This is a genomic window from Halococcus sediminicola, assembly GCF_000755245.1.
GTDB lineage: Archaea > Halobacteriota > Halobacteria > Halobacteriales > Halococcaceae > Halococcus > Halococcus sediminicola.
The window spans coordinates 77,165-91,378 of sequence record NZ_BBMP01000004.1 but is presented as its reverse complement, the minus strand read 5'-3'; the positions used below and the strand labels follow the sequence as shown (position 1 = coordinate 91,378).

The 14,214-nt window shown below is 66.7% G+C and carries 18 protein-coding genes; 8 read left to right on the top strand and 10 right to left on the bottom strand.

Going from position 1 to position 14,214, the window contains the following annotated elements; genetic code table 11:
- Positions 1–24 precede the first annotated feature (24 nt).
- The gene (locus ACP97_RS01620) at positions 25–738 is read right to left on the bottom strand and encodes a TOBE domain-containing protein (RefSeq protein ID WP_049996152.1); all 714 of its coding nucleotides are present in this window, start codon (positions 736–738) and stop codon (positions 25–27) included.
- Positions 739–802: 64 nt separating this feature from the next.
- Between ACP97_RS01620 and ACP97_RS01615 the strand changes: the two genes are divergently transcribed.
- The 4 genes from ACP97_RS01615 (at position 803) to ACP97_RS01600 (ending at position 5,354) form a co-directional block, all read left to right on the top strand.
- On the top strand, positions 803–1,852 hold the full coding sequence (locus ACP97_RS01615) for an extracellular solute-binding protein (RefSeq protein ID WP_049996099.1): 1,050 nt from the start codon (positions 803–805) through the stop codon (positions 1,850–1,852).
- Between the two features lie 7 nt (positions 1,853–1,859).
- On the top strand, positions 1,860–2,675 hold the full coding sequence (locus tag ACP97_RS01610) for an ABC transporter permease (RefSeq protein WP_049996098.1): 816 nt from the start codon (positions 1,860–1,862) through the stop codon (positions 2,673–2,675).
- Positions 2,672–3,715 carry an ABC transporter ATP-binding protein gene (locus tag ACP97_RS01605; RefSeq protein WP_049996097.1) on the top strand — a complete coding sequence of 348 codons (1,044 nt, stop codon included), beginning with the start codon at positions 2,672–2,674 and terminating at the stop codon, positions 3,713–3,715. The genes ACP97_RS01610 and ACP97_RS01605 overlap by 4 nt, the downstream gene beginning before the upstream one ends.
- A 73-nt stretch (positions 3,716–3,788) precedes the next feature.
- The gene (locus ACP97_RS01600) at positions 3,789–5,354 is read left to right on the top strand and encodes an acyl CoA:acetate/3-ketoacid CoA transferase (protein WP_049996096.1); all 1,566 of its coding nucleotides are present in this window, start codon (positions 3,789–3,791) and stop codon (positions 5,352–5,354) included.
- A 5-nt stretch (positions 5,355–5,359) separates the two neighbouring features.
- Here ACP97_RS01600 and ACP97_RS01595 read toward each other — a convergent pair whose 3' ends face one another.
- The 3 genes from ACP97_RS01595 to ACP97_RS01585 form a co-directional block, all read right to left on the bottom strand.
- Positions 5,360–5,647 carry a translation initiation factor eIF-1A gene (locus ACP97_RS01595; protein WP_049996095.1) on the bottom strand — a complete coding sequence of 96 codons (288 nt, stop codon included), beginning with the start codon at positions 5,645–5,647 and terminating at the stop codon, positions 5,360–5,362.
- 53 nt (positions 5,648–5,700) lie between these two features.
- Positions 5,701–6,174 carry a VOC family protein gene (locus ACP97_RS01590; RefSeq protein WP_049996094.1) on the bottom strand — a complete coding sequence of 158 codons (474 nt, stop codon included), beginning with the start codon at positions 6,172–6,174 and terminating at the stop codon, positions 5,701–5,703.
- 64 nt (positions 6,175–6,238) lie between these two features.
- Positions 6,239–6,721 carry a GNAT family N-acetyltransferase gene (locus tag ACP97_RS01585; RefSeq protein ID WP_049996151.1) on the bottom strand — a complete coding sequence of 161 codons (483 nt, stop codon included), beginning with the start codon at positions 6,719–6,721 and terminating at the stop codon, positions 6,239–6,241.
- Between the two features lie 138 nt (positions 6,722–6,859).
- On the opposite strand from ACP97_RS01585, the gene ACP97_RS01580 reads away from it, so the two are divergent.
- Both ACP97_RS01580 and ACP97_RS01575 read left to right on the top strand, forming a co-directional pair.
- On the top strand, positions 6,860–7,045 hold the full coding sequence (locus tag ACP97_RS01580) for a hypothetical protein (protein WP_049996093.1): 186 nt from the start codon (positions 6,860–6,862) through the stop codon (positions 7,043–7,045).
- Positions 7,042–8,130 (top strand): hypothetical protein, encoded by a 1,089-nt coding sequence (locus tag ACP97_RS01575; RefSeq protein ID WP_049996092.1) that lies wholly within the window; start codon positions 7,042–7,044, stop codon positions 8,128–8,130. Before ACP97_RS01580 ends, ACP97_RS01575 begins: the two co-directional genes overlap by 4 nt.
- Here the strand turns inward: ACP97_RS01575 and ACP97_RS01570 are convergent, their stop codons facing one another.
- Positions 8,131–8,529 carry a hypothetical protein gene (locus ACP97_RS01570; RefSeq protein ID WP_049996091.1) on the bottom strand — a complete coding sequence of 133 codons (399 nt, stop codon included), beginning with the start codon at positions 8,527–8,529 and terminating at the stop codon, positions 8,131–8,133.
- 89 nt (positions 8,530–8,618) lie between these two features.
- Between ACP97_RS01570 and ACP97_RS01565 the strand changes: the two genes are divergently transcribed.
- Positions 8,619–8,798, top strand: a complete 180-nt coding sequence (locus tag ACP97_RS01565) for a hypothetical protein (protein WP_049996090.1) — start codon at positions 8,619–8,621, stop codon at positions 8,796–8,798.
- 52 nt (positions 8,799–8,850) lie between these two features.
- A complete protein-coding gene (locus tag ACP97_RS01560) occupies positions 8,851–9,510 on the top strand; it encodes a helix-turn-helix domain-containing protein (RefSeq protein ID WP_049996089.1) in 660 nt (219 codons plus the stop codon).
- Positions 9,511–9,520: 10 nt separating this feature from the next.
- Here ACP97_RS01560 and ACP97_RS01555 read toward each other — a convergent pair whose 3' ends face one another.
- The 5 genes from ACP97_RS01555 to ACP97_RS01535 all read right to left on the bottom strand — a co-directional run bounded on the left by ACP97_RS01555 (position 9,521) and on the right by ACP97_RS01535 (position 14,181).
- Positions 9,521–9,907 carry a DUF2267 domain-containing protein gene (locus tag ACP97_RS01555; RefSeq protein WP_049996088.1) on the bottom strand — a complete coding sequence of 129 codons (387 nt, stop codon included), beginning with the start codon at positions 9,905–9,907 and terminating at the stop codon, positions 9,521–9,523.
- Positions 9,908–9,962: 55 nt separating this feature from the next.
- Positions 9,963–10,835, bottom strand: coding sequence for an amidohydrolase family protein (locus ACP97_RS01550; RefSeq protein ID WP_049996087.1), 873 nt, complete (start codon positions 10,833–10,835; stop codon positions 9,963–9,965).
- 246 nt (positions 10,836–11,081) lie between these two features.
- Positions 11,082–11,561, bottom strand: a complete 480-nt coding sequence (locus ACP97_RS01545) for a MaoC/PaaZ C-terminal domain-containing protein (RefSeq protein WP_049996086.1) — start codon at positions 11,559–11,561, stop codon at positions 11,082–11,084.
- A 59-nt stretch (positions 11,562–11,620) separates the two neighbouring features.
- A complete protein-coding gene (locus ACP97_RS01540; RefSeq protein ID WP_049996085.1) occupies positions 11,621–13,012 on the bottom strand; it encodes a zinc ribbon domain-containing protein in 1,392 nt (463 codons plus the stop codon).
- Complete coding sequence (locus ACP97_RS01535) at positions 13,009–14,181, bottom strand: thiolase C-terminal domain-containing protein (protein WP_049996084.1); 1,173 nt, start codon at positions 14,179–14,181, stop codon at positions 13,009–13,011. Before ACP97_RS01535 ends, ACP97_RS01540 begins: the two co-directional genes overlap by 4 nt.
- Positions 14,182–14,214: the final 33 nt, after the last annotated feature.

The window sequence follows — 14,214 nt, the reverse complement described above, 5'->3', positions numbered from 1 at the left end:
CGGACGGCGAACCCACCCTTCGAATCAGCGGTCGATTCGGTTCTCCCCGTCGGCCCGCGCCGGAGTCGCCCGCGTCGCGGTCGCCTTGAACGAGGCGAGCGCGTCGTCCCCGGGCGCGAGGTCGAGCGTGGCGATGCTCTCCCGTGTCACGAGCGCGAGCAGTCGCGTGTCGGTTCCCACGTCGAGCGCGACGCGCGCGAGCGCATCGCCGCCGTCGATGTCGACGACGGTCCCGCGAAACCGATTGCGGGCGCTGGTCTCTGATTCCGGGGTCGCCCCCGGTGCGTGGAGCGTGACGGCATCGGCCCGGACGGCGAGGCGAACGTCGCGGGCCGTCGCGGGGACGATCGCCCGGACGCTTCCAGCGAGTGTCTCGACCGTGGCGAGTTCGCCGTCGCGGTCGGCGACGGTGCCCGAAAGCACCGTCTCTCCGACCTCGGCCACACCGGTGAACTCCGCCCGGAGGCGGTCGAACGCGGCGAGGAGATCGTGGGCGGCCTCGGTGAGGCTGCTTCCGCCACCCCCCGAACCGCCCCGCTTGCGGGCGACCAGTGGGCCGAAGGCCTCTTCGAGGGCGACGACGCGGCGCTGCGAGCGCGAGTACGACCGCCCGAGCGCGTCGGCGGCCGCGTTGAGCGAGCCGTGGTCGTCGATGGCCCGCAGCAGCGCCGCGTCGCGCTCGTCGAACCCGACCCCCGACTTGTCGAACTGGGCGTCGAAACCCGCATCGAGATCCATGTCGGTCGGTTCGGGCGGGCGGGCAAAGCGTTTATGACGAATCGAGAACAACCCGGTTGTGTCCATGAGGGAACAACGCCGGCCGGCCAGCCGTTCGCGCCGCACGTTCCTGCGCGCGGCCGGCTCGGCGGGGCTCGTGGGTCTCGCCGGGTGCGTGGGGAGCGGTTTCAGCCGCACCGGCGGGCGCAAGGGAACCGCCGGCGATACCGATCCGGTCTCGATCCTCGCTGCCGGGAGCCTCCAGAACGCGCTGTCGAACGGTCTCGCTGCCGCCGTCGACGTTCCTGTCGAAGTCGAAGCCCACGGCTCGGCGACGGTCGCCCGACTGGTCGCCGAGGGCAAGCGCGACCCCGACATCCTCTCGATAGCGGACGTGGCGCTGTTCGACCGGCCGCTCTCGCCGGCGTGGCACTCCGTGTTTGCGAGTAACGCCGTCGTCGTCGCGTACAATCCCGACACCGAGGGCGGCGAGCGCCTCGCCGAAGCGGGGCCGGAAAACTGGTACGAGGCGCTGGCCGACGGGGACGTGCGACTCGGCCGCACCGACCCCGATCAGGACCCGCTCGGCTACCGGACCCGCTTTACCCTCGACCTCGCCTCGCGGTACTACGAGGATGCGTCGAACCTCACGGAGAAACTCCTCCAACGAAATCAGATCTACCCCGAGACGGGCCTCATCAGCCGCTTCGAGAGCGGTTCGATCGACGCCGCCATCGCCTACCGGAACATGGCCGTCGAGCGCGATTACGAGTACATCGATCTGCCCGACGAGATCGACCTGAGCAACCCCGAACACGAGAAGGATTGGTACTCGACGGTCTCGTACTCGCTGCCGAACGGCCGGACGGTACGAGGGGGACTCGTCAGCTACGGGGCGACCATCCGAGAGACGAGCGACGCCGCCCTCGACGTGTTCGCCGCCCATACGACCGGTGACTACCTCGACGAACACGGCTTCGTCCTGCGCGAGGGATTCCCGACCTACGAGGGAAGCGTGCCGAAACGGGTGCAACGAGTGATCGGTGGGTCCGAGACGGCGAACTCTGGGGCACAGTCCTCGCTTGGCGATCACAGCGGCCGACCGTCACCGTCGAAGTCGGGACCAGGGTCGTAACTCGCCGATGGCAACACGCTCGAATCCGTCCCGAACCGGAACGACGCTGCTCGGTTTCGACTGGCTCACCGTCGCGCTCGTCCTCGGCGGCGTGCTCTGTCTCTACTATCTCGCGCCGCTGATCTCGCTGTTCCTGTCGGTACCGCCGGGTGAGGTCATCGCCCGAATGACCGATTCGACGGTCGTGGACGCGGCGACGACGTCGGTGCTGTCGGCGTCGATCAGCACGACCGTCGCCACCGTGTTCGGACTGCCGCTCGCGTACTGGCTCGCGCGGGGCGAGTCGCGCTGGACGAACGCCGTGCTGGGGGTCGTCGTCCTTCCCCTGGTGCTCCCGCCGACGGTCGGCGGTATCGTCCTGCTCACGGTGTTCGGTCCCGGCGCACCGATCGGCGCGGCCGCGGCCAGCGCCGGCGTGCCGCTCACACGCTCGCTGACCGGCGTAGTGCTCGCTCAGACGTTCGTGGCCTCGCCGTTCATCGTCGTCACGGCGAAGGCGGCCTTCGAGGGCGTCCCGCTCGACCTCGAACACGCCTCGCGCTCGCTCGGCAAGGGGCGGTGGACGACCGCACAGAACGTGACGCTACCGCTCGCCATGCCGGGGATTCTCGCCGGCGTGACGCTCACCTTCGCGCGCGCGATGGGCGAGTTCGGCGCGACGATGATGCTGTCGTACTACCCCCGGACGATGCCGGTCCAGATCTGGGTCTCGTTCGTCGAGCTCGGACTCGACAACGCCTACCCCATCGCCATTCTCCTCCTTCTCATCTCGGTCGCGGCGCTCGCCGTTCTCAACACCATCGCGGCCAATCCGTGGGAATGACGCTCGTCGTCGACGGCGTGTGGAAATCCCACGGCGACTTCGAACTCGGTCCCATCGACCTCGCCGTCGGCGAGGAGGTCCTTTCAATTCTCGGGCCGTCCGGCTGTGGCAAGACCACGCTCCTGTCGGCGATCGCGGGCGTCGTCACTCCCGACGCCGGCGAGGTCGTTTTGAACGGGCTGGATCTCACCGGGCAGCCACCCGAAGCGCGTGGCACGGTGCTAGTCTTTCAAGATGGCGCGCTCTTTCCACATATGACCGCCCGCGAGAACGTCGCTTACGCCGCCCGATCGGAGGGTCGGGTGACGGAACTCGCCGACACGCTCGAAATAGCGGGAATACTCGACCAGCGCGCGGACACTCTTTCCGGGGGTGAGCGCCAGCGGGTCGCGCTCGCACGCTCGCTGGCGGCCGACCCCGATGCATTGCTGCTCGACGAACCGCTCGCCAACCTCGACGCGCCGATCAAACGTCGGCTCCGCGACGAACTCCGACCCATACTCTCCTCGCTCGACGTCCCCGTTATCTACGTCACCCACGACCAGCGCGAGGCGACGGCTATCGGCGACCGGTTGGCGGTCATCGCCGACGGCGAGATCCATCAACTCGATACGCCCTCGGAGGTATTCGCCCACCCCGCGACGCCCTTCGTCGCCTCGTTCACCGGCAGCGTCAATCTGTTTCGGGGACGAGTTATCGACACCGAAGCGGGGCCCGCGCTCGATTGGAACGGTCGGCGACTCGACGCCACCATCGAGGAAGGAGTGGGCACCGAGGTCTGGTTCTGCATCCGACCCGAGTACGTCGGACTCGTCGAGGTCGACCACCCGAACACCCTCACCGGAACCGTCACACGATGGGTCTTCGAGGGTGACGGCCATCTGATCGACGTCGCACTCGACGGGGGCGACGAGACCGTGCGCCTCGCGCTCTCGCCGTCCGTCGACGACCTGCTCGCTGGCGAGCGCGAGCGGGTTCGAGTGGCGCTCCCGCCCGACGCCATCCACGTCATCGGTGGCGTCGACGAACACTCTCAGTGAGATCGATGCCTCGGTAAGTCGGCGGTCGGACGGCACCGACACGCCTATGTTCCAAACCCGAGACGGGGGACGTATGTCACTCGTTCGACCCGCCGACGCGGCCGTCGAGGCGGTCGCCGCAGGCGATACGATCGCCGTCGGCGGGTTCGTCGCCGTCGGGATCCCCGAACACCTGCTCTCGGCGCTCGGCGAGCGCTACGCACGAACGGGGTCGCCCGGCGACCTCACGCTGTACCATCCCGCGGCCGAGGGCGACCGACAGGGGCACGGCGTCGCCCATCTCGCACGCGACGGGATGCTCGAACGGGTCATCGGCAGCCACTGGGGGTTCGTCCCGCAGCTCATGGAGCGCATCGTCGACGGCGACGTCGAGGCCTACAACCTGCCCTTCGGCGCGATGGACCACCTGCTACGCGACGCCGCAGCCGGCAAACCGGGAACGGTAACGACCGTCGGACTGCGGACGTTCGTCGACCCGCGGCGAACGGGCGGGAAGGCGAACGACGCGACCACCGAGGACCTCGTCGAGGTCATTACGCTCGACGGCGAGGAGTATCTGTTCTATCACGCGATAGCGCCCGACGTCGCGCTGATTCGCGGGACGACCGCCGACGAGCGCGGCAACGTCTCGATGGAACGCGAGGCGCTCACGGCGAACATGCTGGCGACCGCACAGGCCGCCCACAACGCCGGTGGGACCGTCATCGCACAGGTCGAGCGCGTAACCGAGGCCGGCTCGCTCGACGCACGCGAGGTCGATATCCCAGGAATCGTCGTCGATACGGTCGTCGAAGCCCCCGCCGAGGACCACACGCAGACGTACGGGACCGACTACAGCGGTGCGCTGAGCGGCGAGGTCCGGCCACCGCGCGACTCGACGCCAGAGGAAACGCCGCTGACCGCGCGGACGGTCATCGCGCGTCGGGCGGCGATGGAGCTGGTGCCCGACGCCGTGGTGAACCTCGGCGTCGGCGTGCCCGAGGCGATTCCGGCCGTCGCGGCCGCCGGCGGCGTCAGCGACGAGATCACTCAAACTGTCGAGGCGGGTCCCATCGGTGGTTCGCCGTCCGGCGGTATCGACTTCGGAACGGCCAGCAACCACGACGCGCTCGTGAGTTCGCCCGAGCAGTTCGACTTCTACGACGGCGGCGGACTCGATATCGGCTATCTCGGCATCGCACAGGCCGACCGCGACGGCAACGTCAACGTCAGCCGGTTCGGCTCGCAGCTACCGGGCTGTGGCGGGTTCATCAACATCACTCAGAACGCCGAGAAGGTGGTCTTCTGTGGCACGCTCACGACCGGCGACTCCTCGGTGTCCGTCGGCGACGGACGACTCACCGTCGAAAGCGAGGCTGGAGCACCGAAATTCGTCGAGCGCGTCGAACAGGTCACGTTCAGCGGCGACTACGCGCTCGAAACCGACCAGCCGATCGTCTTCGTCACCGAGCGGGCCGTCTTCGAACTCGGTGATGAGGGCGTCACGCTCACCGAGATCGCGCCGGGCGTCGATGTCGACAGCGACGTCGTCGACCGGATGGCGTTCGCGCCGGCCGTCGCCGACGACCTCTCGGAGATGGACGCGCGGCTGTTCCGTGCGGAGCCGATGACGCTGACCGAGTTCGTCCGATCGGAGTAAAACGGCTATTCGATGTGGCCTTCACGACGGAGCTGGTCGGCGTCTTGGTCGGAGTAGCGCCACTCGATGGTCCCCTTCTCGTCCTGCCAGTCCCACGGCTCGACGAGCACGACGTCGCCCTCGTTGATCCAGACGCGATACTTCATGCGACCGGGGATGCGGCCCATGCGCTCCTTGCCGTCCATACACTGGAGTTGGACGTGATTGCCGCCGTTGTGCTGGGTCACGACGGCGAACACCTGGTTGTCGTCGGGCATGCGGAGGTTCTTCCGCCCCGATGATTCTTCGCTCATGCGTCCGATAGGGATGGGAGACGGTTAAGCCGTTGGGAATCGCCGGCCTCCCCTCACTCCATCCGTCCGCCGAGTCGCGCGCCGCCGACGTACATCCCCTCTCCAGCGGGGCGCTCGTTCGCGTACCCCTCGTGGTACTCCATCAGTTGAAAGAGCGTTCCCGTTGCGTTCCGTGGCGAGACGAACGCCTCCGTCCACTCCTCGAAATCCGTGCGGTCGATGACCCGCAACCCGGCCGCCTCGCACGCCTCGATGACCCGCACAATGTCGGCGACTTCGAGCGTGACGTGATGGAGTCCCGGCCCGTGCTCGTCGAGGAACTCCGTCAGAAATCCCTCGGTTTCGGGTTCGATGAGTTCGAGCCGCGAGGCGTCGCCGAGTTCGTAGTACGCCCATCGGAATCGCCCCTCGACCGACTCCTCGGTGAGTTTCTCGCAGCCGAGCGCCACGAGGACGGGTTCGGCATCGGCGATGGACTCGACCGCGATACCCACGTGGTCGACGCGGATCGGCGTGTCGTGTGTCATCGCCTCCCGTTCGGAGACCGGGGATAAATCGCTACGGGTGAATATTTGGGTGTCGACCCACCACTCATTCGTGGACGTAGACGTTCTCGCGGTAGGTCTCCTCCCCGATGCGGGTCTCGCTTTTCTCGTCCAGTTCGAAGTCGAAGCGCCGATAGAACTCGTTGCCCGGCTCGTTTTCGGCGAGCACCATCGCGCGCACCCGCTCGGCACCGCGGTCGGCGAGTGCCTCGTGGGTGTGGCCGAGCAGGTCGCCGCCGATGCCCTCGTCTCGGTGGTCAGGCGCGACGTAGACGCGCAAAATCGTGCCGCCGGTCTCGTCCTCGACGGCGTGGGCGAACCCGACGATCTCGCCGTCGCGCTCGGCCACCGGTACCACCGCGTCGTCGCTGTCGATTTCGGTGGCGATGGTCTCGGGTGCGTACCACTCCTCGACGCCCTGTTCGACCGTATCGCGGCTCAGAATGTCGGGATAGTCGTATTTCCACGACACCCGCGCCACGCCCGCGATCGACTCCGCGTCGTCGCTCGTCGCCTCACGAACTGTCATGACGTGACGTATCACGGCGACCGGCATAGCCGTTTTGACGGCCTGGCGAGTGCGCTCGGGGTCACTCGCGGGCGTTGCTGTCGAAAGCGGAGCCGTTTAGCCGTCGGCTTCCGATAGGCCGTCCGTGACCATCCGATCATGACCGAGTGGGAATACGAGACGCTGCGCCCGCCGCGCGGGCCGACACAGAAGGAGGCGAGCGACCCGAAAGCGGAACTGAACGAACTCGGCGCTGCGGGCTGGGAACTCGTTACAAGTGTCGAGTACGCCGGCGGCGGCACGAAATTCTTGGTGCTCAAACGCCCCGTCGAGGGGTCCGCATGAGCGCCGACCCCGACGCACGGACGGACATCGATGCCGACCCGGAAGCGGACGTCGAGATGCACTCGGACATCGACCCGGACGTCGACGTCGGCACGGCGAACACGATGCGCGAGCGCGCCGACGAGAGCCGCATCAAGCTCTGGGTCATGCTCGGTGCGAACCGCCTGTTCATCACCGGCCTGCTTGCGCTCTCGGTGTTCGTGGCGTTCGTCGTCCTCGGCGTGTTCGTCTATCCGCCGTTCGAGGCGAGTCTCAGAACCGCCGACACCATCGAGACGATGTTCTCGACGATGGTCAGCGCCATCGTCACCGCGACGACGCTCGTGCTCACCATCTCACAGCTCGTCATCTCCCAAGAGAACGGCCCGCTCGGCGAACAGCACGCCCGCATGAGCGACACGATGGACTTCCGGTCGTACACCCGCGACCTCATCGGCCAGCCGATGCCGGCCGACCCATCGATGTTCCTCCGGGTCATCATCGACGCGACACGGCGCCGAGCGGTGGCACTCCGCGACGCCGTCTCGGACAACGACGACGACCAACTCCGCGCCGAAGTGGACGAGTTCACCGAGAGCATCGCCGGCAATGCCGACGAGGTCGACGACGAACTCGAAGGCGCGACCTTCGGCGAGTTCGACGTGCTCTTTGCGGCGCTGAACTTCAACTACGGCTGGAAGGTCTTTCAGGTCGAACGCATCGGCGACGACCACGAGGACAGCCTGACCGACGAGGACCACGCGATCCTCGAAGAACTCAGGACGACGCTGTCGATGTTCGGTCCCGCCAGAGAACACATCAAGACCCTCTATTTCGAGTGGGCGCTCATCGACCTCTCACAACTCATTCTCTACGTGGCGGTGCCGGCGCTGGTCGTCGCCGGTGCGATGCTCGCGTTCGTCGATGGCAGCACGCTCACCGGCGCGACGCTCGGCGTCCCGGACATCCTCTGGCTCGTCTCCGGTGCGTTCACGGTCTCGGCGCTCCCGTTCTTGTTGCTCATCGCGTATATCGCTCGGGTCGCGACGATCGCCAAACGTACACTCGCCATCGGCCCGCTCATCCTCCGTGGCTCCCAACGGTAGTCAGAAGAGTTCGTCGCCGCCGGTTTTCACCGTGTGCGTCTCGATGGTCGTTCCGTTGATCGAATCGGTAGCGGTGATGGTCGCGTTCTCGCCCGCCGGGAGATAGAGGGTGAGACCGCTGGTCTGGCCGCTATCGACCGTCGCCGAGTCGAACGATTTCCCGCTCTCGGTCGTCACCGTGAGGTCGGTGACGCTCTGTTCGCTCGTCGCGTTCGACGCGAGCGTGACCGACGTCTTGACGCGGCCGCTGACCCACGGTTCGGTGGTCGATATCTTCTCGAAGACGGCCGAACTATCGGTGTTGGCCGAAACTGTAGGGTTGAGAGTGAGACAGCCACCGAGTGCGAGACCGCCGACGAGCGGAAGGGTGGCGAGGAACCTGCGGCGTGAACGGACCATTGCGCTCGATTTGCGGTGTGAATACTTGAACGTTGCACTCCGCCCATGCAGGCACAGCGCTTTTTTGTCGGCTGCCGTTGTGTCCGTCCATGCTCGGTAGCACGGCAGTCATCAAGGCAGGGAAGAAAGGCTACAAACGATACGGAGTTCCCGGGGCGCTGGCCGCTGGCGTCGGGGCGCTTTTAGGGATCCGGCTGGTGAAGCGCATGCTCAGCCCCAGTAGCGGCAACGACGACACCACCGACGCCGCGGACGCCGAGAGTCAGTAACTCGCGACGAGTCCGCCCGTTTATCCGTTTCGGCCCAGTAGTCCGCCCATCGATGGCGACAGTCGTCAAGGGCCGAGTGCCTGCCGATGAGTTCGCACTCTACGAGACGCTCGCGTCGGGACCGGACATCGAGTGCGAGATCGAGCGCATCGTCGAGACCGGTGACGATGTCGTCATGCCGCTGGTCTGGCTCCGCGGTGCGAGCCACGAGGCCTTCGAGACGGCGCTGGCCGAGGACCCGAGCGTCGCCGACCCCTCGCCGTTGAGCGAACTCGACGCCGAATCGCTCTACCGGATGGAGTGGGTCGCCGACATCCAGCTCGTCGTCCAGATGCTCACCGGCTCGGAGGCGACCATCCTCGACGCCTACGGGGCCGACGGCTGGTGGTATCTCCGGGTGCTCTACCCGACCCGCGATTCGCTGTCGGCGACCTACGACTTCTGTGAGGCCAACGGACTGACCTTCGAAGTCCAGACCATCCGCGAGATGGACGGCAACCCGGTGGGTCGCTACGGCCTGACCGAAAAGCAGTACGAGGCGCTCACGCTGGCGACCGAGCAGGGCTACTTTTCGGTCCCACGAGAGATCGATGTCTCCGACCTCGCCGATGAACTCGACATCTCCCATCAGGCACTCTCCGAACGCCTGCGCCGCGCCCAGCGCGTACTCGTCGAAGACACGCTACTGATGGGCACGCGCTCGGACGAGTGATTCGGCCGGCTCAGCCAGCCCGATAGAGGCGCTCGTACTCGTCGGGCAGTTGGGCTCTGACCGCGTTCCACGTCTCCCCGGCGACAGACTCCGAGAGACTCTCGAAGACTGCCTGCGTGTGCAGTCGGGCCTTGTCGGCATCGAGGTCGGTCGTCTTCTCGCGCTCGGCCTCGCGCACCCACTCGACGAACTCGTCGGGGGTGAACCCGGCGGCTTCGTCGCCCGCGCTGTCGAGTGCCGCCGCGAGGTTTGCGGAGAGTTCGTCGGCGAGCGCCTCTATCGTGTTGAGCCGTTCGCCGAGCACGCCGAGGACCGACTCGGCGGCCGCGACCGCCTGCTCGTGGCTATCGAGATCGGCGCGCGATTCGACGTCGGAGAAGAACTGCTCGTCGTCCATGGCCGATCGTCGCCGACGGGCGTGTTCGGCGTGCTGCCTGCAAACGAAAGTCGTCTCAGAGGCCGAGGAACGCCTCGGCGTTCTCCCAGAGGAGTTTTCGTTGGATCTCTTCGGAGTAGTCGGTGTGTTTTGCGAAGGAGTCGAGCCACGCCTCCGGACGGATCATCGGGTAGTCGGTACCGAACATCACTTTGTCCTGCAGGATGGTGCCCGCGTAGTGGAGCACCTGCTCGTCGATGTATTTGGGGAGCCAGCCCGACAGATCCATGTAAACGTTCCCCTTCTGCTGGCAGATGGCCAACTGCTCTTTCTCCCACGGAAAGGCCGGATGCGCGAGCAGGATCTGGAGGTCGGGAAAGCGCGCGGCCACGTCGTCGACGAGGAGCGGGTTGCCGTGGTTGACCCGAAGGCCGCGTCCGCCCGGTGAACCAGCCCCCAACGTGGAGTTCCCACCGTGGAACACGACTGGGACGCCGAGGTCCTCGATGGTCTCCCACAACTCGTCGTGGTCGGGTGCGCTCGGGTCGAACCCTTGCGCTATCTGTTGAAATTTGAATCCCGAGAGGTCGAGGTCCTCGATCGCGCGCTCGGCCTCCTGCACGCAGTCGTCTTTGAGGGGGTCGACGCTCGCAAAGCCGGTGAAGAAGTCGGGATACTCGTCGCGGACTTCGGCCACGTAGTCGTTTTCGACCGGTGGATTGCCGGTGTTGGTCTCTGCATCCCACCCCAGCAGGACGGTGTGGCGGATGCCGGCCGCGTGGTATTCGTCGATCATCTCCTCGTAGCCCCACGTTTCGAGTTCCGTACCGAACTTGCCGGCCGCATCGTGCATCATCTCGCCGCCGGCGTCGTGGAGGAACTCCTCGGTCGGCTGGTGGGCGTGGGTGTCGATGGCGCGCGGTTCGTCGAGCAGATCGATGTCGGCCATACTTCCCCCATTCGGCGGCGTCTCGAAAAGCGTGTGGGTCGGGACGCTGACGTTCGTGCGAGTGGGCGAGTTCAGTGACGGTCGTCGGGATTCGTGTGTCGGTATACCTTGACCTGTCTACGCAAGCACACGATCTATTTCAGACCCGGTCGTGATCTGATTCGGAACGGGGATAACGAGACTCCCAACTACCATTCATCCCTGTTCCACGTTTACCGTGGGTAACCTCTGAGGCCGTCCGTTTCGCTATCCGTCCGCAGCCTCGGCGTCCTTGCGCTTGAATAGGAACTTCATGTCGCCGGCGAAGACCGACTCGCCGTCCTGATTGGTCATCTCGGTATCGACCACGACCAGTCCCGCGTCGTCGCGGCTTTCGAGGTCGCGCTTGTCGGTGATTTCGTACTCCGCAGACACTGTATCGCCGATGAACACCGGATTCGGAATATCCATGTAGTTCATCCCGAGAAAGGCGACGACTGTTCGCTCGACGATCCCTGTGCGCTGGAAGAGTCCTGTGGAGAGGATGAACGTCATCGGTCCCTGCGCGATGCGCGCGCCGAAGGGACCGTCCTCGGAGTATTCCTTGTTGGTGTGGAGTTCGGTCCAGTCGCCGGTGAACATCGAGTGGATGGCGAAATCCGTCTCCGTCACCGTGCGCCCGGCGCTCTCGAAGGTCTGGCCCACGTCGAGGTCCTCGAAGTAGTGCGGCTCGTAGCTGTACGGCATACGTCGTCATCGACAGTGCGATACAAGAAACCCCACTATTCACTCCCCGCCATCGACGGCTACTCGGCCGGCACGAATTTCACGCCGTAGCGCCCGATGCCCTCCTGTTCGTAGATGCGCCGGACGACCGCCCGGACCGAATCGCCGATTTGCACCCTCTCTGGGTCACAGTCGGTGAGCTGGGCCGGCAGCGTCACGTCCGTCCCCTCGAAGCCGACTACGACGACCCCGTAGGCCCCGTCGCGGCGCTGCTGGGTCGCGAACTCGGGCGGTGCGCCGCCCTGCCCGACGACCGTCCGCGCCCGCACCGTGCCGACTTGGGGAAGGTCGTGTGGCTCGAAGTCGGCCCGTGAGCCACAGTCGGAGCAAGCACCCTCTGGCGGGAACTGTACGTTTCCGCAGTCGGGACAGCGTCCGGCGCGGAGGTGGTAGCGCTGGTCGAGACTCTCGCGCCACGTCGGCAGGCTCACGCGCGCGCCGCCGCCCGCGACTTCCTCCTCGTCGAGCACGCCGCGCTTGCGGAGGGCGTGCGCGTACGAAATCCGCTCGCCGTCGGGCAGGTCGCCGCCGTCGAGACCCGCTACCGGAAGAGTCCCTTCGAAGACGAACGCCGCGCCCGCGCCGCCGCTGCCGAACGCACCCACGAGCGTCCGGTCGTCCGTGGCGGCGGTTGCGAGCACACGAGTCAATCCGAGAAAGACGGTCGCCGCGCCGGCGTCGCCCACTCGATCGACGACGGTCCCGCGCTCGATTGCACCGCCGTCGAGCGGAAGGTCGCCAGCGATGCGACCCGGCATCCGTCCGTCGGGCTGATGGAGTGTGGCGTGTGCAACGCTCTCGATGCCATCGAGCTGTGCGGCGGCTCCGGCCACACACTCGCGGGTCGCCGTTCGCTCGTACGTCGTGACGCCGATGGATTCCACAGTCTCGGAGCCGCGCTCGCGGTAGCGGAGCCCCGGATACTCGTCGGTGTACCACGCCCGCTCCGGAACCACGACTGCGGCGTCGTCGGTCACGAGGAGTGCGACCGCGCCGGCACCCCAGCCGTCCGCCGGGTCGCTGGCGGGGCAGTCGGTCACGACGACGAGCGCCGGCCCGCTCGCGTCGAGCGCGCGCGAGAGCGCCTCGGCACCCGCGAGCGTGCTCTGGGTGTACTCGCTGGTTTCGGTCTCGTTTCCCAACCCGAGTGCGCGCCCGAGTCGCGGTGCGAACAGCCCTTCCTCCAATGGGGGCGTCGTACTCGCAAGAGCGACGTGCTCGACCGCCTCGCGCTCGGAGTCGGCCTGTTCGAAGAGTCGACCGGCCGCCGCGACGGCCATCGTGAAGGCGTCCTCGTCGGCTCCCGGAACGACCGTCTCGCTGTGTGGACTCCGTCCCCACGCCGCCTCGACTTCCTCGCCGGCCAGTCGATAGCGCGGGAGATACACGGCGGCGTCGTCGATGCCTCTCATTGCGTACCCCCGACGTCCGTGCGTTCGAGAACCGTTACTGTGGCCCCGCCACCGCTCCCGCCGACGTTGTGGGCGAGTCCGACCTGTGGACTCTGGACCTGTACATGGGCCTCACCCTGAAACTGCTCGAACAGCTCGACGAGCTGTCCCGTGCCGGTCGCGCCGATGGGATGCCCCTTCGATTTCAACCCTCCAGAAGTGTTGACGGGCCGCTCGCCGTCGGGGTCCGTCCGTCCGTCTTCGAGGAGCGTCGCTGCTTCGCCGCGCTCGCAGAAGCCGAGGTCCTCGTAGGCCAGTAGTTCGGCGATGGCGAAGCAGTCGTGGACCTCGGCGAAATCCACGTCCGCAGGACCGATTCTCGCCCGTTCGTACGCGCGTTGGGCGGCAGTTTTGCTCGCCGGAATCGACGTGAGGGTTTCGCGCTCGAACAGGCCGACGCGACCGCTCGCCGCGCCGACACCCGCGACGCGGACGGGCGAAAATTCCTCGGCGATGTCCTCCGAAACCACGAGGACGGCGCTCGCCCCGTCGGAGATCGGACAGCAGTGATAGCGATTGAGCGGCTCGGCCACCGGCGGCGCGTTCGTCGCGTCGTCCATCGAGCAGGCGAACCCGAGGTGTGCGTTCGGGTTTTTCGAACCATTGGCGTGATTCTTGACCGCGACGCGCGCGAGTGATTCCGGGTCAGCGTCGTACTCGTGGAAGTAGGCGTTGGCCATCTGGGCATAGACGCCCGCGAAGGTCGTCCCGCTGAGGCGCTCGTACTCGGTGTCGCCGCTCACGCCGAGCCACCACCGGGTCTGGTCGGCGCTCGTGTCGGTCATCACCTCGTAGCCGCCCGCGAGGGCGACGTCCGCTCGACCCGACTGCACCGCCGTGACCGCCGACCGGAACGCGTAGCCGCCGGCCGCACAGGCGTTCTCGACGCGCGTCGTCGGCACGCCGTGCAGTCCCACGTGTTCGGTGACTGCGGGGCCACTCAGGCCGATCTGGCGACCGCCGACGCCGAGCGTGCCGAGGAAAGCCTCGTCGATGCGGTCGGGATCGAGTTCGCCATCCACGCTGTCGAGGGCGTGCCCGAAGGCGGTATCGAACAGCGAGCGGTAGGTTGCGTCGGGAAACGAGCCGAACGGCGACTGGCCCGCGCCGACGACGTATGCATCGCGCATGCGAACCACAACACGGCGTGGCAGTAAAACGTC